The following is a 21,146-nucleotide window of genomic DNA, read 5'->3' on the forward strand; positions in this document are numbered from 1 at the left end:
CTCCTGAATGATTTTGGCGGCACTATTAGGAAAAGCGCATGCTTAAATCAATGCAGGAGAATTGTAGCGAGGATCAAACTTGCTGATCAGTCGTCGGCGCCGTGATTGGCGATCATCATCGCTTCGAACGCCAGGCGTTCGGTCTTGCGCATGCGTTCGGATTCCGATTTCAGCTGGCCGCAGGCGGCAAGAATGTCGCGGCCGCGCGGCGTGCGGATCGGCGAAGCATAACCTGCCGAGTTGATGAAATCGGCGAATTTCTCGATCTGCTCCCAGTCCGAACACTGGTAGTTGGTGCCGGGCCAGGGATTGAACGGGATGAGGTTGATCTTTGCCGGCACGCCCTTCAAGAGCTTGATCAGCCCCTTGGCGTCTTCCAGGCTATCGTTGACGTCCTTCAGCATCACATATTCGAAGGTGATGCGCCGTGCGTTCGAAAGACCGGGATAGGCCCGGCAGGCTTCGATCAGTTCCTTCAGCGGGTACTTCTTGTTGATCGGCACCAGAATGTCGCGCAGGTCGTCGCGCACCGCATGCAGCGAGATTGCCAGCATGACGCCGATTTCTTCGCCGGTGCGGAAGATCTCCGGCACGACGCCGGAGGTGGACAACGTCACCCGGCGCCTGGACAGCGACAGGCCGTCGCCATCCGTGGCGATCAGCAATGCCTGCTTGACGGCATCGAAGTTATAGAGCGGCTCGCCCATGCCCATCATGACGATGTTGCTGACCTTGCGGCCCTCGGCAGGCATGATCGTACCCTGCGGCGCTTCACGATCCGGGAAGTCTCCAAGCCGGTCGCGGGCAAGCAGCAGCTGGGAAAGAATTTCCTCCGCCGTCAGGTTGCGCACCAGACGCTGCGTGCCGGTATGACAGAAGGAACAGGTGAGCGTGCAGCCGACCTGGCTGGAGATACAGAGCGTGCCGCGGCCCTCTTCCGGAATGTAGACGGCCTCGATCTCGACGGGACGTCCGGCGCCGCGGGCGGGAAAGCGCAGCAGCCATTTGCGCGTGCCGTCGTTGGAGACCTGCTCCTCGACGATCTCGGGACGTGCGATGGTGAAATGCTGCTTCAGCATCTCGCGCATGTCCTTGGCGACATTGGTCATATGGTCGAAATCGGAGACGCCGCGCACATAGATCCAGTTCCAGAGCTGCGAGACGCGCATCTTGATCTGCTTCTCGGCCACCCCTTTTTCCCGCAGTGCCGCCGCCATCTCTTCGCGCGATATGCCGATCAACGACGGCTTCTCGAGGCTGGCGGACGTGCGCGCCTGCGGCTTGGTCACATCTATCGCATCCATGACGGACATAGGCATTCATCCCGAATTCGAACACGTAACCGCCCCGCAAGCCCTGCGAACTTCAGGGCAAAGCCGGAAGACTGGCGGGTGCATGACGGCACATTGGCAGAAATTGAATGGCGGAACGGCGACTGAAATCGCGATCTGTCCGCTGTTGCGCGGCCTTTAGCATCATTTTGCCCGCGCGTCACTATCAAGCATGTCGCGCAAAACTGTGCAGCGGTTTTGCGACGACGACATGCTGAAATCAAAGACCTAAAGCGCGGCAGGCAGATCTGAAAGATCGCCGCGCTTTGGATGGAAACGACGAAGGCCGGCGCAAGGCCGGCCCTGGAAGCTCTGCGAACAAAAAAACGCTTATTTGCAGGTTTCGATCTGCTTCAGCGCAGCCGAGATACCCGAGAGCGAATAGCTGTAGGAGGTGCCGGTGCCCTTGCGCGAAACGGCATTCACCGTCATCGAATGACCCGTTTTCATCGCCGCGACGAGGGCTGGCTCCTGGGCAGCATTCTCGACCCAGCCGGCCTTGTCCTTGGTGAACATCACGAAGGTCTTGTTGTCGATGACCACGTTGATCTTTGAATTTTCCTTCACCGTATAGCCCATCATGGCCTGCGGCTCATAGGAGATGTTCTGGCCGGGGCGCTGCGAGACGATGAAGAAATTGTCACCGTGATCGACGCTTGCCGGCTGCTTTGCCGTCGGAACGGACAACACGTAGCACACGGTGCTCTTGCCCGACTTGTAGGAATAGGCGCCCCATGCCTGGAACTGCTGGATGCGGTTCGGCGCGGCCTGCTGCGCTTCCGCAACTCCGGCCATGGTCAGGGTGAGTGCGAGAGCGGATACGATACTTTTTACAAACATGGATTCCTGCCGATTCTTGCGATTCAAGGCCCGAAGCGATCATAGCGGGCGCCGCATAATCACGATCTGCTTTATTTTGACTTAATTCAGGTTACCAAATGGTCAACAATAGCTGCGATTTGTATCTGCCTGTGTCATTTCAGCTCGAGTGTCAATTTTCGCACCTTTGACGGTATAGGCCGCGACATCGTGCCCCGATGGCACTGGCCGTCCGTTCGGGTGAATTTAAGACACAAAGATTCAGGCAAGAGTTTGACCTTTCCCAAATCCGTTGTACCTCATTAAGACTTGGAAATCCGGGACGAAATTATTGCCGCAGGGGGCTTGTGAGGAGACATGGATGCCGAGGAAAGACAGCGTTTCGCTGCCCTCGCCAAGGCCGTCGCGGACGATCGCGACCAGCAGGCCTTTTCCATCCTGTTCGACTATTTCGCACCCCGCCTGAAGGCCTGGCTGATGCGCCAGAAGATGACACCCGGCGAGGCCGAGGAACTGGTCCAGGAGATCATGATCGTGCTCTGGCACAAGGCGGATCTCTATGATGCCACGCGATCTTCGCTCTCAACCTGGCTTTTCCGCATTGCCCGCAACCGCCGCATCGACATGCAACGCCGCGCCAATACCCGCATCTTCGACGAGACCGACCCGGCCCTGCAGCCGCCCGCCGATATCGGCGCGGAGGAAATTATCGCCAATGACGATCGCGACGCCAGGATACGCGCCGCCGTCGGGCAGTTGCCGGAGGAACAGCGCGACATGCTGCGCGCCGCCTTCTTCCTCGGCCAATCGCATTCGGAGATCGCCGAATCAACCGGGCTGCCGCTCGGTACGGTGAAGTCGCGCATCCGGCTTGCCTTTGGCAAGCTCCGCAAGGTGCTGGAACGCGAAATCGCCTGACTCTTTAATTTAGAACGGGATTCAGATCGTCTTCATCGCTTCTTCCGGCCGGTCGGCAAGAACGCGGTCGGCCGCTTCGTAATGGCCCGGCCTTATATGGCCACGCACCATAGCGAAGGCGGCCGAAAGCACGGCGATGTCGTCGGAAAAGCCGATGACGGCGAAAACATCCGGGATCATGTCGATCGGCATGACAAAATAGGCGAGCGCCGCGAGCAGCACGCCGCGCACCTTCGTCGGCGTCTGCGGATCGAGCGCGCAATAGAAACCGGCAACCACATCGCGCGAGAACGGGATCTGCCGCACGGCCCGCCGGAAGGTCGGCCAGAATTTCTGCCTTACGGTCTTCTCGCGCCGGCTCTGGGTGTCCTCGTCGCCCGGCAACAGGATTTCCCCGAATTTAACCTCGTCCATCCCTGCATCCCTTTCGTCCAAGCGAACATATGGTGATGGCGGACCGGCTTTCAATCGGCCCCGCTGTCAAACGATACGGCGCGCCGCAGCCTTCTCCATGGCTTTGGCGAGCTTGAAATCCAGCTCCGTCAGTCCGCCGGCATCATGTGTGTTCAGCGTCACCTCCACCCTAGAATAGACGTTGAACCATTCGGGATGATGATTGAGCTTCTCGGCCGCAAGTGCTGCCTCCGTCATGAACCCGAAAGCCTCGATGAAATTTGCGAACTTGTACGTCTTCGAGATCGAAGAACCCGCATCATTGAGCGCCCAGCCTGCAAGTCCAGCCAGTTGCGCCTCGGCCGCCGTCCGTTCCAGTCTTTCCATTTTCATGCCATGGTCCTCTTCTCTGTCCGACAGGTTTACCGATGAAACGCATCAGCATCCTCTTCGTTTGCATGGGCAATATATGCCGTTCTCCGCTCGCGGAAGGAATTTTTGGCCATCTCGTCGCCGAAGCGGGTTTGACCGGCGATTTTACCATCGATTCCGCCGGCACCGGCGGCTGGCATGAAGGCGAGCCACCCGACCGGCGTTCGATCGCCGCTGCGAAAAACCACGGCATCGACATATCGGGGCAACGCGCCCGCCGCATCCAATCGAGGGATTTCAGGGATTTCGATCTGATCCTCGCCATGGACCGCGACAATGTGGCGGCGCTCGAAAAAAGCGCGCCGCATGGGGCGAATATCCGCCTTTTCGGGGATGCCGCGCTCGGAACCGGAGAGGATATCCCCGATCCCTATTATGGCGGCCCGGGCGGCTTCGAGCTGGTCTACACCAGGCTCTTGGCCGGCTGCAGCAGCCTGCTCGATACGCTGGGCGTCGAACGGGCCTCATGCAGCGGGAACACTTCCTCGGTGAGGTAGGGCCCGCCGCCGACCGATTCGCGCGACGAAAGCAGCACGAAGCGCGGCGCGGTGAAAGTTGCGGTGTGGAAGTTGCCGCGTCCCGCCAGATATTGCACGACATCGTCGAGCCGCGAGGATTTGAGCCGCGCCAGCGTCACATGCGGCATGAACTTGCGGGGATCGGGCGGCAGGCCGATGCGCTGGCAGATGCGCTCGATCTCGCCCTGCAGGGCATACATTTCAGGCGATTGCGAAACGCCGGCCCAGACCGAATGCGGTTTCTTCGAGCCGAAGGAACCGATTCCTTCGAGCCGGAACTGGAATTCCGGCCGATCGATCCGGTCGAGGCGTTCAACGATTTCATCGGCCGTGCGGCCGTCGACATCACCGATGAAACGCAGGGTGATGTGGTAATTCTCCACATCGATCCATCGTGCTCCGGGGAGGCCACCGCGCAGCAATGAAAGGCTCATCGCCGCATTGCGCGGAATTTCGAGGGCGGTAAACAGTCTCGGCATCACGAGCACTCCCCGAATCTTTTGCAGGTGCTCACACGGAATCACGCAATCAACAACCGCGCAAGCCCCTATTTCTTCACAGAAGAAATCGTTTCGACGAAATTTGTGACAGCAGGCTCCATCTTTTCGACCATGACGTCGATGCCTTTCGCATTTGGATGCATGCCGTCTTCAAGCTTCAGCCCGGCTTCCAGCGCGACGCCGTCGAGGAAGAAGGCATAGAGCGGAAGCCCATGTTTTTCCGAAAGTTTCTGGTAGATCGGGTTGAATCGTGCGGCATAGTCCGCCCCCATGTTCGGCGGCGCCATCATGCCGGCGAGCAGCACGGCAATCCCGCGCTCCTTTAGCCGGATAATCATCTGATCGAGATTCTTCTCGCTCTCCTCGGGTGGGATGCCGCGCAGCGCATCATTGGCGCCGAGCTCCAGAATGACGCCGTCGGTGCCGTCGGGCACCGACCAGTCGATGCGCGCAAGACCCGCTGCCGTCGTATCGCCGGAGACCCCGGCATTGGCGACGGTGACCTCGAGCCCCTTCGCCTTCAGGGCTGCCTGCAGCTTTTCCGGAAAGCCGTCGCCGGCCGGCAGTTGATAGCCCGCCATCAAACTGTCCCCAAAACCGACCAGATTGATCGTCCGGGCATTGGCTGTAGCGGCAAAGATCAGCGAGACGGCAATGACGGTGAATTGAAGGGCGGCAACTTTAAATCTCATTCTGGCTTCCCTAGATTGGCGAAGTGCCGTTATGCGGCCATTCTGTTGGGGATTTATATAGGGCGATTTCTGTTGGCAAAAACCATTATCGAGTTGAAGAGCGCCGATCTGACCCTTGGCAGCGCAGCCGCCTCCGTCCACGTGCTGAAGGGCATCGATCTCGATGTCGCGGCCGGCGAATCCGTCGGCATCGTCGGCCCTTCCGGCTCCGGCAAATCGACCCTGCTGATGGTGCTTGCCGGGCTGGAGAAACTCGACAGCGGCGAGATCAATATCAATGACACGCCGCTCCATAGCCTCAGCGAGGATGAGGTCGCCGATTTCCGCGGCCGCAACATCGGCATCGTCTTCCAGTCCTTCCACCTGATCGCCAACATGACGGCGCTGGAAAACGTCGCCGTGCCGCTCGAGCTCGCCAATGTCCGCAACGCCTTCGAGATCGCCCATCGCGAGCTGAAATCGGTCGGCCTCGGTGAACGGCTGAACCACTATCCCGGCCAACTTTCCGGCGGCGAGCAGCAGCGCGTGGCGATCGCCAGGGCGCTCGCCCCCTCGCCCGCCCTGCTGATCGCCGACGAACCCACAGGCAATCTCGACACCGAGACCGGCCGCCAGATCGCCGACCTTCTGTTCTCCAAGCAGGCCGAACGCGGCATGACCCTGCTTCTCGTCACCCACGACGTCGCCCTGGCAAACCGCTGCTCACGCCAGATCCGCGTCCGCTCCGGCAGGATCGAGGGCGACAGCACCGCCCGCCACAGCGAGGCGGCGATCGCATGAGAATGATCACCCCGCGCGTCTCGCTTGCTTTTCGCCTGGCGCTCCGCGAGTTGCGCGGCGGCATTCGCGGCTTCTACATTTTTCTTGCCTGCATTGCGCTCGGCACCGGCGCAATTGCCGCCGTCAATTCCGTCTCGCAGTCGATCACCGACACGATCGCCTCGCAGGGGCAGGAACTGCTGGCCGGCGACGTCCGCTTCGAACTCAACAACCGCGAAGCCACGCCTCAGGAGTTGGGCTTCCTCGAAAGCCTCGGCACGGTTTCGGTTTCAACGGGCCTGCGCTCGATGGCCCGCAAGCCTGACGGCTCCGATCAGGCGCTGGTCGAGGTCAAGGCCGTCGACGACGGCTACCCGCTCTACGGCAGATTCGTGGCCGAACCGGACTATCCGCTTGCAGCGCTGCTTTCGGGCCAAGGCGGCACCTATGGTGCGGTGGCAGCGCCCCTGCTTCTCGATCGTCTCGGGCTTGCCGTCGGCGACGAACTGCTGCTCGGCAACGTCAAGCTCAGCATCACCGGCACGGTGAAAACCGAGCCGGATGCGCTGTCGGAAGGCTTCGGTTTCGCGCCGCGCCTGCTGGTCAGCCGCCAGGCGCTCCAGGCCTCCGGGCTGATCCAGACGGGAAGCCTGGTCGAACATGCCTACAAGATCCGGCTGGAAGACAATGGCGCGATGTCGGGCATCCAGGCGCGCGCCTCCAAGGAATTCCCTTCCGCCGGCTGGGCGGTCCGCACCAGCGATCGCGCAGCGCCCTCGCTCACCGAAAACATTACCCGCTTCTCGCAGTTCCTGACGCTGGTCGGTCTCACCGCGCTGATCGTCGGCGGCGTCGGCGTGGCCAATGCCGTGCGCGCCTTCCTCGATGCCAAGCGCACGACCATCGCCACCTTCAAATGTCTCGGCGCCCCGGCCCAGGTCGTCGTCCTGATCTATCTTTTCCAGATCGCCATTATCGCCCTCGGCGGCATCCTCATCGGCCTCGTCATCGGCGCGTTGTCGCCGATCTTCGCCGCGCAGTTCCTGGCGCAATTCCTGCCGGTCTCCACGACGCCGACCCTCTATCCCGGCGCCCTGCTGCTCGCCACGCTCTTCGGTATCCTGACGACGCTGGCCTTCGCCATCCTGCCGCTCGGCCATGCCCGCGAAGTGCCGGCGACCGCCCTCTTCCGCGAGCAGGGCTTCGAGGCCCGCCGCCTGCCCTCCTGGCCCTATATCCTACTTGCCACGCTCTTCATGGCCGCCCTTGCCGGCCTTGCCATCCTGACCGCCTATGACCGTTTCATCGCCGTCGTCTTCGTCGGTGCGATCGTCTTCGCCTTCGTCGTCCTGCGCCTCGTCGCAGCAGCGATCGCCTGGCTCGCGCGCCGCAGCCCGCGCGTCAATTCACCGGCCTTGCGGCTGGCGATCGGCAATATCCACCGCCCCGGCGCACTGACGCCCTCGGTCGTGCTGTCGCTCGGCCTCGGACTGGCATTGCTGGTGACGCTGACCCTGATCGACGGCAACCTGCGCCAGCAGCTGACCGGCCGCATGAACGAGGGCGCACCGAACTTTTTCTTCGTCGATATCCAGAGCGCCGAGGTCGGCGCATTCCGCGATCTCGTCCAGGCGCAGGCGCCTCAGGGAAAGCTCGTCGAAGTGCCGATGTTGCGCGGCCGGATCGTCGCCTTCAACGGCGAGGACGTCAGCAAACTGACCGTGCCGGCGGCCGGTCGCTGGGTGCTGAACGGCGATCGCGGCATCACCTATGCCGAGACCCTGCCGGAGAACGCCGCCCTCACCGAAGGCAGCTGGTGGGACAAGGATTACGGCGGCCAGCCGCTCGTTTCCTTCTCCTCGGAAGAGGCGCATGAGCTCGGCCTGAAGATCGGCGATACCGTCACCGTCAACGTGCTCGGCCGCAACATCACGGCGAAGATCGCCAATCTGCGCCGCGTCGAGTGGGAATCGCTGTCGATCAATTTCGTCATGGTCTTCTCGCCGAACACATTTCGCGGCGCTCCGCATGCCTGGCTGGCGACGCTGACCGATCCCTCGTCGACGCCCGCCGAAGATGCGGCAATCCTAAAATCCGTCACCAACACCTATCCGACGATCACCAGCGTGCGGGTCAAGGACGCGATCGATATCGTCAACCAGCTGGTCGCGCAGCTGGCGACCGCGATCCGCGCCGCCGCCTCTGTCGCCCTCATCGCCTCGATCCTCGTCCTTGCCGGGGCGCTTGCTGCCGGAAACCGGGCGCGCACCCACGACGCGGTGGTGCTGAAGACGCTCGGCGCCACGCGCGCCATGCTGATCCGCGCCTTCAGCTACGAATATCTGATCCTTGGGCTTGCGACCGCGATCTTCGCGCTGATCGCCGGCAGCGTCGCCGCCTGGTTCATCGTCGCCCGCATCATGCGTCTGCCGTCGACCTTTCTGCCCGACGTGGCGGGGCTGACGCTTGTGACCGCGCTCGTCCTGACCGTCGGCATCGGCCTGATCGGCACCTGGCGCATCCTTGGGCAAAAGGCGGCCCCCGTTTTGCGCGAGCTTTGACCGGGCAGCGGCACTCAAACCCTTCACCTTACGGCGATTTAACCGGCCGAGCCTTTGCAAGCCTCTTGTTTGCAATGGGCGAAAGCCTCATATTATCCGCAGGCATGCTGGAGCTCCGCAGCGGCGCCCGGGTCGAAAACCCCGACACCGTATTTCCATCGGAGCTTGTAAGAGGAAACTATGGCTGATCTTCGTAACTATCAAAGCCGCGCTCAGACCGGCGAGATGATTGATCAAGGCCTGCGCGCTTATATGCTCAAGGTCTACAACCTGATGGCGCTGGGTCTGGCGATCACCGGTGTGGCCGCATATCTGTCGTTCCAATTCGCCTTCGCCAATGGCGAGCTGACCGCTTTCGGTCAGGCGATCTATGTGAGCCCGCTGAAGTGGGTGGTCATTCTGGCGCCGCTGGCTCTGGTGTTCTTCCTGAGCTTCCGGATTCATACCATGACGGTGGCCGCCGCCCAGACGACCTTTGCAGTCTACGCCGCGCTCGTCGGCCTGTCGCTCTCGTCGATCTTCCTGATCTACACCGGCCAGAGCGTCGTTCAGACCTTCTTCGTCACCGCCGCCTCCTTCGGCGCGCTGTCGCTTTACGGCTACACGACGAAGCGTGACCTGTCGGCGATGGGCTCGTTCCTGATCATGGGTCTGTTCGGCCTAATCATCGCTTCGCTGGTTAACATCTTCCTGGCTTCGTCGGCTGTGCAGTTCGCGATCTCCGTTCTCGGTGTTCTGATCTTCGCAGGCCTCACCGCCTACGATACGCAGCGGATCAAGGAACTGTACCTGGAAGCCGATGACGTTGCCGTGGCCGGCCGCAAGGCGATCATGGGTGCGCTGACGCTCTATCTCGACTTCATCAACCTCTTCATGTTCCTGCTGCAGTTCATGGGCAACCGTAAATAAGCAGGGCAGACTGAGTTCGAAAAGGCGGCTTCGGCCGCCTTTTTTGTTGCGCAGGCTTTCGCGGAGTGGTCTTAGGAAACCTTACTTTTCCCGATGGATGCCGCCGAATGTCATTCCGCCTGCGCGATGCCTCCCAAGCCGATATCCCCGCCATTGCCGATATCTATCGCGAATCCGTCCTCAACGGCGTCGCGAGCTACGAGATCGTGCCGCCTTCCGAGGCCGAGATGGCGCTGCGCTTTTCGACGATCATCAGCCAGCAATATCCCTACATCGCGGCCATCGGCACGGACGGAACCCTGCTCGGCTACGCCTATGCTTCCGCCTTTCGCACGCGTTCGGCCTATCGCTGGATGGTCGAGGACTCGATCTATCTCGTGCCTGAGGCCCGCGGCCGGGGCATCGGCAAGGCGTTGCTTGCCGAGCTGATCGAGCGCTGCACCGGCCTCGGCTTTCGGCAGATGACGGCCGTCATCGGCGGCGCCAGCCCCGCCTCGATCGCGCTTCACAGGAAGGCCGGCTTCGAGGAGGTCGGTCTGATGCGGGGCACCGGCTACAAGCACGGCCGCTGGCTGGATACGATGTTGATGCAGCGTGGCCTCGGCGAGGGGATGACGACCGATCCGGATCCGTCCGCCTATCCCGGCACGCTGTTTACCGGTTGATGCGGCTTATTTGTCGACCAGCTTCAGGGCCTTGTCGAACACCTTCAGCACCTGGTTCAGCTCGTGACCGCGCTTCAGGATCGTGCCGTGGACGTTGATGACGGAATAGGCGCCCTGCTTGGCGGCGAGCTTCGGGTTTTTCTCGATGCGGAAGAGCGGCATTTCGCCGGAACGCTTGAAGACGGAAAAGACCGCCCTGTCCTTCAGGTGATCAATGGCGTAGTCGCGCCATTCACCGTCACCGACCATGCGGCCGTAGATCCAGAGGATCGCGTCCAGTTCGCGCCGGTGGAAGGTCACCGGAAGCGGGTCCTTGCTTTGCTTGTATTCCCTGAGATCGACGACGACTGAGGAACTATTGTCGACGGAGCGGCTTTCGCCGTGTCGCAAATCCGGCTGATCTGTCATCAGTCTCCCAAGGCCTCCGCATGTGACAGGAGAGTGACAGTTTGCCCGAGCCGCCGCAAATTGCAAGAGCGCCAGCCGTCACATTCGGCCGCACCACAGCGCCGCGCGTCTCTCGCGCAAAGACGCTGCAGCACTTTGAATCTGCGCATCATGCCTTCTAAAAGTTGGGTCCGAATTCGGAAAGCATGATGTCCTGGATAGGCTCACGCTTTCTCCGCAGCGCCGCATTTCAGTCAAAACAGCGCCTCATTTGCAGGAGATTTATGAATTCCAGTTTGGCGCCAGCGCGCCAAAGGGCCCGGCGGAGCGTATCGACCTTAACCCCAGCCCCGAATACGCTCGGCCGGGCCGCCCCAGCACTTCATCCACTACCGGATGAAATCTCAGATATTTTTGCCAGCCATGACAACGGTCGCGCCGAGGATCGCAGCCGGATCGCCGTCTGCGGTCGCCGATTGCAGCAGGATCGCGCAGCCCTCGAGCTGCGGCCGCTGCAACACGCTGGCCGGCAGCGTCAGACTGGTTGCCTTGCCGTCCCACATGCCGATGGTTTCGACATTGGTGACGCTGTGCAGGTAGGAAAGCTTCCGGCCGCTGTTCTCGCCCTTTTCGACGTCGATGGTCTTTTCCTTGTCGAAATAGACCATCACGACATTGGCCTTGCCCTGTCCCGCACCGATCTTGATCTCCAGCTCGTCGCCGCGCATCGCGGCGTTGATCGGAACGGTCAGCCCGTTGCCTTCGCTGCTGTAGGTGTCGATCTTGCTGTTGATGCCGTTGAGATCGGCGCCGGCCAGATGGCCGCGTCCGTTGACGATCGCCTGCGGCGTGTAGACGTTGCTGCGGCCCATCGTTCTGGCATAGCCATATTGCCGTTCGGTGTTTTCCTTGGAGCTCAGCGTATCGGCCCAGCCGAGATAATTCCAGTAATCGACATGATAGGCGAGCGCGATGACATCGCCCTGATTCACCAGCGTGCGGAAAGCCGCATCAGCCGGAGGACAGGAGGAGCAGCCCTGCGCCGTGAAGAGTTCAACGACACCTTTCGGCGTGCCGTCTTCGGCCTGCAGCGGGCCTGACAGAACAACGCCAGCGATCAGCGGAATCAAAAAACGGGGGGACATTCACCTGCACCTCTTTTTCAGCGCCGACAGCGTGTTGGAACCGCAGGCCCTGACATATGAACGTACGAATAATCCTTCCGGGTCCAAACGAAAAGTCACGAACAGGTGAGACGGAGCTCCACCGGAACTTGCGGAAAACAAATCATCGTGAGCCCGTCCGAATACTGTCGCCACACAGAAAAGCCGCCGGAAACTGCTCTCCGGCGGCCATTATCAATCAAGTCTCCTAAATCCGGATGAATCTGAATCCGGATCTATATCAAAGAAGAAGAGCATGATGTCGTCCGAAAACCGCTCACACTTTTCGGCATCATGCTCTGAAAATCAGGCAGCGAGATCGCGCAGAACCGTCTGCAGGATGCCGCCATTGTTGAGGTAGATCACTTCGTCGAGCGTATCGACGCGCGACAGCAGCGGAACCTCCTTCACGGTGCCGTCGCCATAAGTGATCTTGGCGATCTTCTTCTCGCGCGGCTTGATCTTTTCCAGACCTTCGATGGTGACGAGTTCATCACCCTTGAGGCCGAGGCTCTGCCAGGTCGTGCCCTCTTCGAAGACGAAGGGAATGATACCCATGCCGACCAGGTTCGAACGATGGATGCGCTCGAAGGACTGGGCGATCACCGCCTTGACGCCGAGCAGGTTGGTGCCCTTGGCAGCCCAGTCGCGCGAAGAGCCGTTGCCATATTCGACACCGGCGAAGATGACCAGCGGCACGCCTTCCTGCTTGTACTGCATCGCCGCGTCGTAGATCGAGGTTTCGTCCTTCGACGGATAGTGGATGGTGTAACCGCCTTCCTTGCCGTTCGGGCCGAGCATGTGGTTGCGGATGCGGATATTGGCAAAGGTGCCGCGCATCATCACTTCATGGTTGCCGCGGCGCGTGCCGTACTGATTGAAGTCGGCAACGGCGACGTCGTGACCGAGCAGATAGGCGCCTGCCGGCGATGCCGCCTTGATCGAACCGGCCGGCGAGATGTGGTCGGTGGTGATCTTGTCGCCGAACAGGCCAAGCACGCGGGCGCCCTTGATGTCGGAAACGCCGGTGCCCTTCTTGCCCATGCCGACGAAGTAAGGCGGGTTCTGGACATAGGTCGAATTGTCGTCCCAGGCATAGGTCTGGCCCGGCGGAACCTGGACGGCTTGCCAGTTGACGTCGCCCTTGAAGACGTCGGCATATTTGCTTTCGTAGAGTTCGCGCGTCACGTATTTCAGGATGAACTCCTGGACCTCCTTCGAGGTCGGCCAGATGTCCTTCAGGTAAACGGGATTACCGTTCTGGTCCTCGCCGATCGGCTCCTTGGTCAGATCCTTCTGCACCGTACCGGCCAGCGCATAAGCGACGACGAGCGGCGGAGAGGCCAGATAGTTCGCCTGTACGTCGGGCGAGATACGGCCTTCGAAGTTGCGGTTGCCGGAGAGAACGCCGGAAACGATGAGGCCCTTGTCGTTGATCGTCTTCGAGATCGGCGCCGGCAGCGGACCGGAATTGCCGATGCAGGTGGTGCAGCCGAAGCCGACGAGGTTGAAGCCGAGCTTGTCGAGGTCGGCCTGCAGGCCCGACTTGGCGAGATATTCGCCGACGACCTGGCTTCCCGGTGCCAGCGAGGTCTTCACCCACGGCTTCGTCTTCAGGCCCTTGGCAACAGCGTTGCGGGCAAGCAGGCCGGCAGCGATCAGGACCGACGGATTGGAGGTGTTGGTGCAGGAGGTGATGGCAGCGATCGCCACGTCGCCATGGCCGAGATCGAAATCCGTGCCTTCGACGGCATAGCGGTTCGAAAGCTGACCGGGCTTCTTGTAGTCCGTGTCCATCGAGCCGGCGAAACCGGAAGCGATGTTCTCCAGCGAAATGCGGCCTTCCGGACGCTTCGGGCCGGCCATCGACGGCACGACGTCGCCGAGATCGAGTTCCAGCGTGTCGGTGAAGACGAGTTCGGAGCCGTCGCCCTCGCGCCACATGCCCTGCGCCTTCGAATAGGCTTCGACGAGCGCGATACGGTCCTTGGTGCGGCCGGACATGTTGAGATAGTTGATCGTCTCGCCGTCGACCGGGAAGAAGCCGCAGGTGGCGCCGTATTCCGGGCCCATATTGCCGATCGTCGCACGGTCGGCGAGCGGCATGTTGTCCATGCCCGGGCCGAAGAATTCGACGAACTTCGAAACGACGCCCTTCTTGCGCAGCATCTGCACGACGGTGAGAACGAGGTCGGTCGCGGTGACGCCTTCCTTGAGCTTGCCGGTCAGCTTGAAGCCGATGACCTCAGGCAGCAGCATCGAGACCGGCTGGCCGAGCATCGCCGCTTCCGCTTCGATACCGCCCACACCCCAGCCGAGAACACCGAGACCGTTGATCATCGTCGTGTGGCTGTCGGTGCCGACGCAAGTATCGGGATAGGCGATCGTCTCGCCGTCCTCTTCCTTGGTCCAGACGGTCTGACCGAGATATTCGAGATTGACCTGATGACAGATACCGGTGCCGGGAGGCACGACGCGGAAGTTCTTGAAGGCCTGCTGGCCCCACTTCAGGAAGCGGTAGCGCTCGCCGTTGCGCTGGTATTCCAGCTCGACGTTACGGGCGAAAGCCTGAGGCGTTCCGAATTCGTCGACGATGACGGAGTGGTCGATGACGAGATCGACGGGAACGAGCGGGTTGATCTTCTCGGGATCGCCGCCGAGCGACACCATCGCGTCGCGCATCGCGGCAAGATCGACGACGGCGGGAACGCCGGTGAAGTCCTGCATCAGCACGCGCGCCGGGCGATAGGCGATTTCGTTTTCGACCGCACCCTTGTTGTTCAGCCATTCGGCGACGGCCAGGATGTGCTGCTTGGTGACCGACTGGCCGTCTTCGAAGCGCAGCAGGTTTTCGAGCAGCACCTTCATCGAATAGGGAAGCTTCGACACGCCGGCCAGACCGTTTGCCTCAGCCTTGGGCAGGCTGTAATAGACATAGTCCTTCCCGTTCACGGAAAGCGTGGAACGACAATTGAAACTGTCAAGAGATTTAGACACGAGAGACCCCGTTTCTGATAGCCAACACAGTCGTGCGAACGCCTATGCACTTAATGCACATCAGGATGCGGGTACGGCCATTTCCGCTGTCCGCACGTGGAACAGACGCTCCAAGTTCGGCGCAAGGATGAAATTCACGCCGACCGCTGGCGTGGTTGCAGGTCTTATAGATAATTTCCTAAAAACTTGCCATACCCGAAAACAGTCAAAATCGGACATTTTTTGACCCCGCCGCAAGCCGAAACCAAGAAAGAGCCGACGCATGCATTTCACCGCCGAAAATCTGGCTGCAAGGCGCGGTGAGGATCTGATTTTCGTAAACATTTCCTTTCACTTGGCGGCCGGCGAGGCGCTTGTCCTCACGGGAAGAAATGGATCGGGAAAATCCACATTGCTGCGCGTCGCCGCCGGCCTCCTGAGACCGGAAAAAGGCACTGTCATCTTCCGCGACGAAAAGGGCGGGGAAGACCGCCATCCGGGCGAGGTCAGTCACTACCTTGGTCATCGAAACGCAATGAAGAATGAACTTACGGTTGCAGAAAACCTCGACTTCTGGCGCGCCTTTCTCGGCAATCCAGGCGGTGCTGCCGGCCTCTCCGTCGAGGACGCCGCCGACGCCGTCGGCCTTTCGGGAATCACCCATCTTCCCTTCGGTTATCTCTCCGCCGGCCAGCAGCGCCGGATGGCCTTCGCCAAGCTGCTCGTCGCCCACCGCCCCATCTGGATCCTCGACGAACCCACAGCGGCGCTCGATGCCAGCGCTGACCGGCTGTTTGCCGAATTGATTGCCGCACATCTGACCAAGGGCGGCATCGTGCTGGCGGCAACACATCAGCCGCTGGGGGTGGAGAATGCGCGGGAATTGAAGATGACGGGCTTTGCCGGCGTGGATGCGGGGGTATGGGGGTGATGTTTCTCGACGTGGGTGCCTCATCCATCGCACATGCAGAAAGCCGCCGCGCATGACCGCCCTCTTCCTTCGCGACCTGAAACTTTCCATCCGCGCCGGCGGCGGTGCGCTGATCGGCGTGCTGTTCTTCCTGACCATCGTCGCCGTCATCCCTTTCGGCGTCGGTCCCGATCTCAAGCTGCTGTCGCGCATCGGTCCCGCCATCGTCTGGATCGGCGCACTGCTTGCCGCCCTGCTCGGCCTCGACCGCCTGTTTCAGGCCGAGCGCGATGACGGATCGCTCGACCTGATGCTGATGCAGGAAACGCCGCTTGTCCTCACCGTGCTGGTCAAATGCGTCGCCCACTGGACGGCCACCAGCCTGCCGCTCGTCATCGCCTCGCCGCTGCTCGGCCTGTTCATGAATATGGACGAGACTGCGATTGCTGCTACCATGCTGACGCTGCTCGTCGGATCGCCCGCCATCACCTTCATCGGCGCCGTCGGCGCCGCCGTCGCCGTGGCGCTGCCCCGCGGCGGCCTGCTGGTCTCGATCCTCGTGCTGCCGCTGACCATTCCGGTGCTGATCTTCGGCGTCAGCGCCGCCTATGCCGCGGTCGAGGATCCCGCCCCGTTCCTGCCGCCCTTCCTCATCCTGATTGCGCTGACGCTCTTCTTCGCCGTCATCGGTCCGGCCGCCGCCGCCCTGGCGCTGCGAAACACAGCGGATTGATGGGCCATTCGATTGCGGGAAAAGCCGGATCAAGGTATGGAAGCGGACATGAGCGAAACGAGCCTTGCCATCAGCAAATTCAGCGATCTCGCCAACCCGACGCGGTTTCTGGCGCTGGCGGCGCTCGCCATTCCATGGCTGGCCGGCATCACCGCCCTCTGTTTTATCGTCGGCCTCTATCTGAGCTTCGCCACCGAAGGCGACTACCAGCAGGGCGAGACCGTCCGCATCATGTATGTACATGTGCCCTCGGCCTGGCTTTCGATGATGTGCTATACGATCATGAGCGTCTCGGCGATCGGCACGCTGGTCTGGCGCCATCCGCTGGCCGATGTCTCTGCCAAGGCTGCAGCCCCGCTCGGCGCCGCCTTCACCCTGCTCGCCCTCGTCACCGGCTCGCTGTGGGGCAAGCCGATGTGGGGGACCTGGTGGGTCTGGGATGCTCGGCTGACCTCCGTCTTCGTTCTCTTCCTGATGTATCTCGGGCTGATTGCGCTCGGGCGCGCCATCGACGACCCGTCGAAGGCCGCACGCGTCAGCGCCGTGCTCATCCTCGTCGGCTTCGTCAACATCCCGATCATCAAATTCTCGGTCGAGTGGTGGAACACCTTGCACCAGTCGGCAAGCGTGCTGCGCCTCGACGGCCCGGCGATCGATCCGGAATTCCTGCGGCCGCTCTTCATCATGGCGATCGCTTTCACGCTGCTCTTCTTCACGCTGCACATCATGGCGATGAGGAACGAGATCTGGCGCCGCCGCATCGCCGCCCAGCGCCGCCTTGCCGCCCGCATGGCCAGCCGGGAGGAATAGACTGTGACGCATGCCTTCTACGTCTACGCCTCCTATGGCTTCGCAGCTCTGGTGACGGTCGCCGTCACGGCCTGGACCTGGGCCGACGGTCGCGCCCGCCGCCGGGAACTTGCTGCCCTCGAGGCCGCCGGTATCCGCCGCCGCTCGGCGCGTGTAAGGGATGGCGAATGAGCGACACGCCGGAAAAGACGACCGACAAGCCACGGGCGCTTGGTCGCTACACCTTGGCGCTTCTGCCGCTGATCGTCTTCGGCGGCATTGCGGCCACCGCCGCCAAGATGCTCTACGACCAGGATTTCCATGGCAAGAACATCACCGAAATCCCCTCCGCCCTGATCGGTACCAAGGCACCGGCGCTGAACCTTCCGCCGCTCGACGGCGCCAACCTGCCGGCGCTGACCGATGCCGCCATCAAGGGCAAGCTGACCCTCGTCAACGTCTTCGCCTCCTGGTGCCTCCCCTGCCGGGACGAACACCCCGTCTTGAAAGAACTGGCGAAGGACGGACGGCTGAACATCGTCGCCATCAACTACAAGGATCAGAGCGACAACGCCCTGCGTTTCCTCGGCGAGCTCGGCAACCCCTACAAGGCAATCGGCATCGATCCGAATGGCAAGGCGGCGATCGACTGGGGCGTCTACGGCATTCCGGAAAGCTACCTGGTCGGCCCCGACGGCACGATCCTCTACAAGCGTGTCGGCCCCTTCGACGATACCAGCCTGAAGGAAGGGCTGTTTCCAGCGATGGAGAAGGCGCTCGGCAAGCCCGCTTCGTAGCGGGGTCTATCCTTACACCCCGCCTTGCCAGACCTTGATCGCCTCGACCGGCCAGATCAGCATGACAACGTTGAGCGTCAGGTTGTCGCGGATCATGTAGCCGGTGAAAATCTCGAAGAAGATGGCGATCGCCACCGTCAGCGCCACCGGCGCGCGCCGCGCGAAGAAGAAGCCGATGCACATGAAGACGGTGTCCATCGCCGAATTCAGGATGCTGTCGCCGTAATAATCGAGCGCGATCGTCGCGGTGCGGTAGCGGTCGATGATGAGCGGCGAATTCTCGAGCAGCTCCCAGCCGGATTCGATCAACAGCGCCAGCAGCAGCCTTGCCGCCAGCGGCTTGCCGCGCAGCAGGAGATGCGCGAGCCCGTAGAACAGGAAGCCGTGGATGATATGCGACGGTGTGTACCAATCCGACAGATGCTGCGAATTGCCGCTGGTATTGACCCCGCCCTCCCAGAGCTTGACGTAACCGCAGGCGCAGATCGGCACGCGGCCCATCATATATTCAGCGGCGATCTGAATGATCAGCACCGCAAGGCAGGCGACAAACCAGAAGGTCTGGTGCTTTACGCGGTATTCGGCCTCTGCAGCGCTCACTTTTCGCCGTCCGTTTCCAGGTTGATGCTATGCTTCAGCACCAGCGGCATCTGCGCCAGCGTGAAGATGATGGTGATCGGCATCGTGCCCCAGACCTTGAAGGCGACCCAAGTATCGTCCGAAAAATTGCGCCAGACGACTTCGTTCAGCACGGCGAGGAAGAGAAAGAAGATGCCCCACCGGATGGTCAGCTTGCGCCAGCCTTCGGCATCGAGCTGGAAGGCGGCGTTGAAGACATAGCCGAGCAGCGACCTGCCGAAGGCCAGCCCGCCGAGCAGCGCCACTCCGAAAAGCGCGTTGACGATGGTCGGCTTCATCTTGATGAAGGTCTCGTTCTGCAGCCAGATCGACAGCGAGCCGAAGATGACGACGACGATGCCGGATACGAAGGGCATGATCGGCAGATGGCCGAGCACGATCTTCGAAACGATCAGCGAGAGGATCGTCGCCGCCATGAAGAGCCCGGTCGCCACGAACAGCGGTCCGCCGAGTTCGGAAAGAGCGGGAAACTTCTCTACCAGCCACTGGCCGCGCAGATTGGCGAAGAAGAAGATCATCAGCGGCCCGAGTTCCAGCGCCAGTTTCAGCAGCGGATGATGCCGGTCGGCGGCGCTCGGGGTGATATCGCTCTCTGTGCTCATGCGTTCTTCAAACCTGTTTTTCCTGGGAACCTGTTTCCCGGCCGTGCCCTGCAGGCTTTCGGCGGCATATCTGTGGCATCATTGCCCAAGTCCGGCAATGGCATGGGCAAAATCCTCGGCCTCGAACGGCTCCAGATCCTCGACACCCTCGCCGACGCCGATGAAATAGACCGGCAGCTTATGCTTGGCGGAGATGGCGACGAGAATGCCGCCGCGCGCCGTGCCGTCGAGCTTGGTCATGATCAGCCCGTTGACGCCGGCGACGTTGCGGAAGATCTCGACCTGGCTCAGCGCATTCTGCCCCGTCGTGGCGTCCAGCGTCTGCAGCACGGTGTGCGGCGCATCGGGATCGAGCTTGCCGAGCACGCGCACGATCTTCTCGAGCTCGGCCATCAGCTCGGCCTTGTTCTGCAGGCGGCCGGCGGTATCGACGATCAGCACGTCGCATTTTTTTGCCTTTGCCTGTTCGAAGGCGTCATAGGCGAGGCCTGCGGCATCGGCGCCGAGCTTGGTGCCGATGAATTCGGATTTCGTCCGGTCGGCCCAGATTTTCAGCTGCTCGATCGCCGCCGCACGGAAAGTATCGCCGGCAGCCAGCATCACCTTCAGCCCGGCGCCGGAAAGTTTCGCCGCAAGCTTGCCGATCGTCGTCGTCTTGCCGGTGCCGTTCACGCCGACAACGAGGATGACATGCGGCTTGTGCGAAAGGTCGAGCTGCAGCGGCTTGGCGACCGGCTTCAGGACCTTGGCAATTTCGGACGCCATGATGCGGCTGACATCCTCGCCGGTGACATCCTTGCCATAACGCTCGGAAGAGAGCGTATCGGTGACGCGCATCGCGGTCTCGACGCCGAGATCGGCCTGGATCAGCAGGTCTTCGAGATCCTGCAGCGTCTCGTCATCGAGCTTGCGCTTGGTGAAGAGCGCAGTGATCTGGCTGGACAACTGCGAGGAGGTGCGCGCAAGACCGTTGCGCAGGCGCTGGAACCAGCTGAGCCTCGGTTGCGGGACAATCGGCTCCGGCTCGACGACCTTCGGACCGGTGGCAAAGCCTTTTGGGAGGATGGGAGAGCCGGTCTGCGGTTCTGCCGCGGGGTTTCCTCCTTCTGTCCTGCCGGGAATCTCCCCCGCAGGGGAGGAGATCGGCTGAACGGAGATGTCTTGCTCTACGTCGGTCTCAGGTGAAAGCCCTTCGGGAAGCACTTCGGCGATCTCTTCGATCGAAGCCGGCGCGTCAGTCTCCGGATGATCTCCTCCCTTGTCGGGGAGATATCCCGAAGGGACAGAGGGGGGGGCTTCCGCAACGTTGCCGGCGGCCGGCCGGGTTTCCGTCTCCGCTTCCGCGGCCGCCTCGGCTTCCAGCAATGAAAGCGGCACGACGCCCATATCGCTCAATTGGTCGGCCGCGGGCAGGATTGCGGATTCGTCATCATCTTCAGCAACCGGCGCATCCACTGCGCCCTCGTCGATATCGGCAGCCGGCCCGCCGGCCGTATCCATTTCCTCGGGTAGAACAGGATCATCCGCGATTGGCAGATCTTCGTCGCGCGAACGCGGCTCCAGCTCCCTTTCCACGGCCGCAGGCACAGCTTCTTCAGCCGGCTTGCCGAAGGTGAAGACCTTTTTGATGAAACTGAGCGCCATGGGGATTCC

General features: G+C 61.5%; 23 protein-coding genes. 11 read left to right on the plus strand and 12 right to left on the minus strand.

Translation table 11 applies throughout. The annotated features are described in order from the left end of the window. Nucleotides 1–86: 86 nt before the first annotated feature. Both rlmN and FHX10_RS23065 read right to left on the minus strand, forming a co-directional pair. Nucleotides 87–1,313, minus strand: a complete 1,227-nt coding sequence (gene rlmN / locus FHX10_RS23060) for a 23S rRNA (adenine(2503)-C(2))-methyltransferase RlmN (protein WP_028756599.1) — start codon at nucleotides 1,311–1,313, stop codon at nucleotides 87–89. A gap of 348 nt (nucleotides 1,314–1,661) precedes the next feature. Continuing rightward, on the minus strand, nucleotides 1,662–2,171 hold the full coding sequence (locus FHX10_RS23065) for an invasion associated locus B family protein (protein ID WP_028756598.1): 510 nt from the start codon (nucleotides 2,169–2,171) through the stop codon (nucleotides 1,662–1,664). A 336-nt stretch (nucleotides 2,172–2,507) separates the two neighbouring features. On the opposite strand from FHX10_RS23065, the gene FHX10_RS23070 reads away from it, so the two are divergent. After that, complete coding sequence (locus tag FHX10_RS23070; RefSeq protein ID WP_028756597.1) at nucleotides 2,508–3,068, plus strand: sigma-70 family RNA polymerase sigma factor; 561 nt, start codon at nucleotides 2,508–2,510, stop codon at nucleotides 3,066–3,068. A gap of 21 nt (nucleotides 3,069–3,089) precedes the next feature. On the opposite strand, the gene FHX10_RS23075 is transcribed toward FHX10_RS23070, so the two are convergent. Both FHX10_RS23075 and FHX10_RS23080 read right to left on the minus strand, forming a co-directional pair. Next, a complete protein-coding gene (locus tag FHX10_RS23075; protein ID WP_018072065.1) occupies nucleotides 3,090–3,482 on the minus strand; it encodes a YkvA family protein in 393 nt (130 codons plus the stop codon). Between the two features lie 66 nt (nucleotides 3,483–3,548). Continuing rightward, complete coding sequence (locus FHX10_RS23080) at nucleotides 3,549–3,854, minus strand: 4a-hydroxytetrahydrobiopterin dehydratase (RefSeq protein ID WP_028756595.1); 306 nt, start codon at nucleotides 3,852–3,854, stop codon at nucleotides 3,549–3,551. Nucleotides 3,855–3,889: 35 nt separating this feature from the next. Between FHX10_RS23080 and FHX10_RS23085 the strand changes: the two genes are divergently transcribed. After that, nucleotides 3,890–4,390 (plus strand): low molecular weight protein-tyrosine-phosphatase, encoded by a 501-nt coding sequence (locus FHX10_RS23085; protein ID WP_080759901.1) that lies wholly within the window; start codon nucleotides 3,890–3,892, stop codon nucleotides 4,388–4,390. Here FHX10_RS23085 and thpR read toward each other — a convergent pair. Both thpR and FHX10_RS23095 read right to left on the minus strand, forming a co-directional pair. Continuing rightward, the gene (thpR, locus tag FHX10_RS23090) at nucleotides 4,297–4,890 is read right to left on the minus strand and encodes an RNA 2',3'-cyclic phosphodiesterase (RefSeq protein WP_028756593.1); all 594 of its coding nucleotides are present in this window, start codon (nucleotides 4,888–4,890) and stop codon (nucleotides 4,297–4,299) included. The genes FHX10_RS23085 and thpR overlap by 94 nt on opposite strands. A gap of 68 nt (nucleotides 4,891–4,958) precedes the next feature. Beyond that, nucleotides 4,959–5,603: an arylesterase gene (locus FHX10_RS23095; protein WP_063473813.1), complete on the minus strand. Its 645-nt coding sequence runs from the start codon at nucleotides 5,601–5,603 to the stop codon at nucleotides 4,959–4,961. A 72-nt stretch (nucleotides 5,604–5,675) separates the two neighbouring features. Between FHX10_RS23095 and FHX10_RS23100 the strand changes: the two genes are divergently transcribed. The 4 genes from FHX10_RS23100 to FHX10_RS23115 all read left to right on the plus strand — a co-directional run bounded on the left by FHX10_RS23100 (nucleotide 5,676) and on the right by FHX10_RS23115 (nucleotide 10,497). Further along, nucleotides 5,676–6,383 carry an ABC transporter ATP-binding protein gene (locus FHX10_RS23100; RefSeq protein ID WP_028756591.1) on the plus strand — a complete coding sequence of 236 codons (708 nt, stop codon included), beginning with the start codon at nucleotides 5,676–5,678 and terminating at the stop codon, nucleotides 6,381–6,383. Continuing rightward, nucleotides 6,380–8,923, plus strand: coding sequence for an ABC transporter permease (locus FHX10_RS23105; protein ID WP_063473814.1), 2,544 nt, complete (start codon nucleotides 6,380–6,382; stop codon nucleotides 8,921–8,923). Before FHX10_RS23100 ends, FHX10_RS23105 begins: the two co-directional genes overlap by 4 nt. A gap of 180 nt (nucleotides 8,924–9,103) precedes the next feature. After that, complete coding sequence (locus FHX10_RS23110) at nucleotides 9,104–9,832, plus strand: Bax inhibitor-1/YccA family protein (protein ID WP_028758043.1); 729 nt, start codon at nucleotides 9,104–9,106, stop codon at nucleotides 9,830–9,832. 107 nt (nucleotides 9,833–9,939) lie between these two features. Next, entirely contained in the window at nucleotides 9,940–10,497 is a 558-nt protein-coding gene (locus FHX10_RS23115) for a GNAT family N-acetyltransferase (RefSeq protein ID WP_183845235.1), read from the plus strand. Between the two features lie 6 nt (nucleotides 10,498–10,503). Here the strand turns inward: FHX10_RS23115 and FHX10_RS23120 are convergent, their stop codons facing one another. The 3 genes from FHX10_RS23120 to acnA all read right to left on the minus strand — a co-directional run bounded on the left by FHX10_RS23120 (nucleotide 10,504) and on the right by acnA (nucleotide 15,044). Continuing rightward, the gene (locus FHX10_RS23120; RefSeq protein WP_003582910.1) at nucleotides 10,504–10,905 is read right to left on the minus strand and encodes a DUF2794 domain-containing protein; all 402 of its coding nucleotides are present in this window, start codon (nucleotides 10,903–10,905) and stop codon (nucleotides 10,504–10,506) included. A 383-nt stretch (nucleotides 10,906–11,288) separates the two neighbouring features. After that, nucleotides 11,289–12,029 (minus strand): DUF1223 domain-containing protein, encoded by a 741-nt coding sequence (locus tag FHX10_RS23125; RefSeq protein ID WP_028756587.1) that lies wholly within the window; start codon nucleotides 12,027–12,029, stop codon nucleotides 11,289–11,291. A gap of 324 nt (nucleotides 12,030–12,353) precedes the next feature. Then, nucleotides 12,354–15,044 (minus strand): aconitate hydratase AcnA, encoded by a 2,691-nt coding sequence (gene acnA / locus FHX10_RS23130; RefSeq protein ID WP_168333362.1) that lies wholly within the window; start codon nucleotides 15,042–15,044, stop codon nucleotides 12,354–12,356. 262 nt (nucleotides 15,045–15,306) lie between these two features. On the opposite strand from acnA, the gene ccmA reads away from it, so the two are divergent. The 5 genes from ccmA to FHX10_RS23155 are packed head-to-tail and all read left to right on the plus strand — an operon-like array spanning nucleotide 15,307 to nucleotide 18,252. Continuing rightward, nucleotides 15,307–15,954 carry a heme ABC exporter ATP-binding protein CcmA gene (gene ccmA / locus FHX10_RS23135; protein ID WP_028756585.1) on the plus strand — a complete coding sequence of 216 codons (648 nt, stop codon included), beginning with the start codon at nucleotides 15,307–15,309 and terminating at the stop codon, nucleotides 15,952–15,954. A 52-nt stretch (nucleotides 15,955–16,006) separates the two neighbouring features. Continuing rightward, nucleotides 16,007–16,666: a heme exporter protein CcmB gene (gene ccmB, locus FHX10_RS23140; protein ID WP_028756584.1), complete on the plus strand. Its 660-nt coding sequence runs from the start codon at nucleotides 16,007–16,009 to the stop codon at nucleotides 16,664–16,666. A 48-nt stretch (nucleotides 16,667–16,714) separates the two neighbouring features. Next, nucleotides 16,715–17,476, plus strand: a complete 762-nt coding sequence (locus tag FHX10_RS23145; RefSeq protein WP_063473908.1) for a heme ABC transporter permease — start codon at nucleotides 16,715–16,717, stop codon at nucleotides 17,474–17,476. A 3-nt stretch (nucleotides 17,477–17,479) separates the two neighbouring features. After that, complete coding sequence (gene ccmD, locus FHX10_RS23150; protein WP_028758040.1) at nucleotides 17,480–17,647, plus strand: heme exporter protein CcmD; 168 nt, start codon at nucleotides 17,480–17,482, stop codon at nucleotides 17,645–17,647. Continuing rightward, a complete protein-coding gene (locus FHX10_RS23155; protein ID WP_047616047.1) occupies nucleotides 17,644–18,252 on the plus strand; it encodes a DsbE family thiol:disulfide interchange protein in 609 nt (202 codons plus the stop codon). Before ccmD ends, FHX10_RS23155 begins: the two co-directional genes overlap by 4 nt. A gap of 12 nt (nucleotides 18,253–18,264) precedes the next feature. On the opposite strand, the gene FHX10_RS23160 is transcribed toward FHX10_RS23155, so the two are convergent. The 3 genes from FHX10_RS23160 to ftsY form a co-directional block, all read right to left on the minus strand. Then, on the minus strand, nucleotides 18,265–18,852 hold the full coding sequence (locus tag FHX10_RS23160) for a DUF2585 domain-containing protein (protein WP_028756580.1): 588 nt from the start codon (nucleotides 18,850–18,852) through the stop codon (nucleotides 18,265–18,267). After that, the gene (locus FHX10_RS23165; RefSeq protein ID WP_047615640.1) at nucleotides 18,849–19,493 is read right to left on the minus strand and encodes a septation protein A; all 645 of its coding nucleotides are present in this window, start codon (nucleotides 19,491–19,493) and stop codon (nucleotides 18,849–18,851) included. Before FHX10_RS23165 ends, FHX10_RS23160 begins: the two co-directional genes overlap by 4 nt. 78 nt (nucleotides 19,494–19,571) lie before the next feature. Further along, the gene (gene ftsY, locus FHX10_RS23170) at nucleotides 19,572–21,137 is read right to left on the minus strand and encodes a signal recognition particle-docking protein FtsY (protein ID WP_063473816.1); all 1,566 of its coding nucleotides are present in this window, start codon (nucleotides 21,135–21,137) and stop codon (nucleotides 19,572–19,574) included. Nucleotides 21,138–21,146 lie beyond the last annotated feature (9 nt).

This window comes from Rhizobium sp. BK591, from assembly GCF_014195045.1.
Taxonomy (GTDB): domain Bacteria; phylum Pseudomonadota; class Alphaproteobacteria; order Rhizobiales; family Rhizobiaceae; genus Rhizobium; species Rhizobium anhuiense.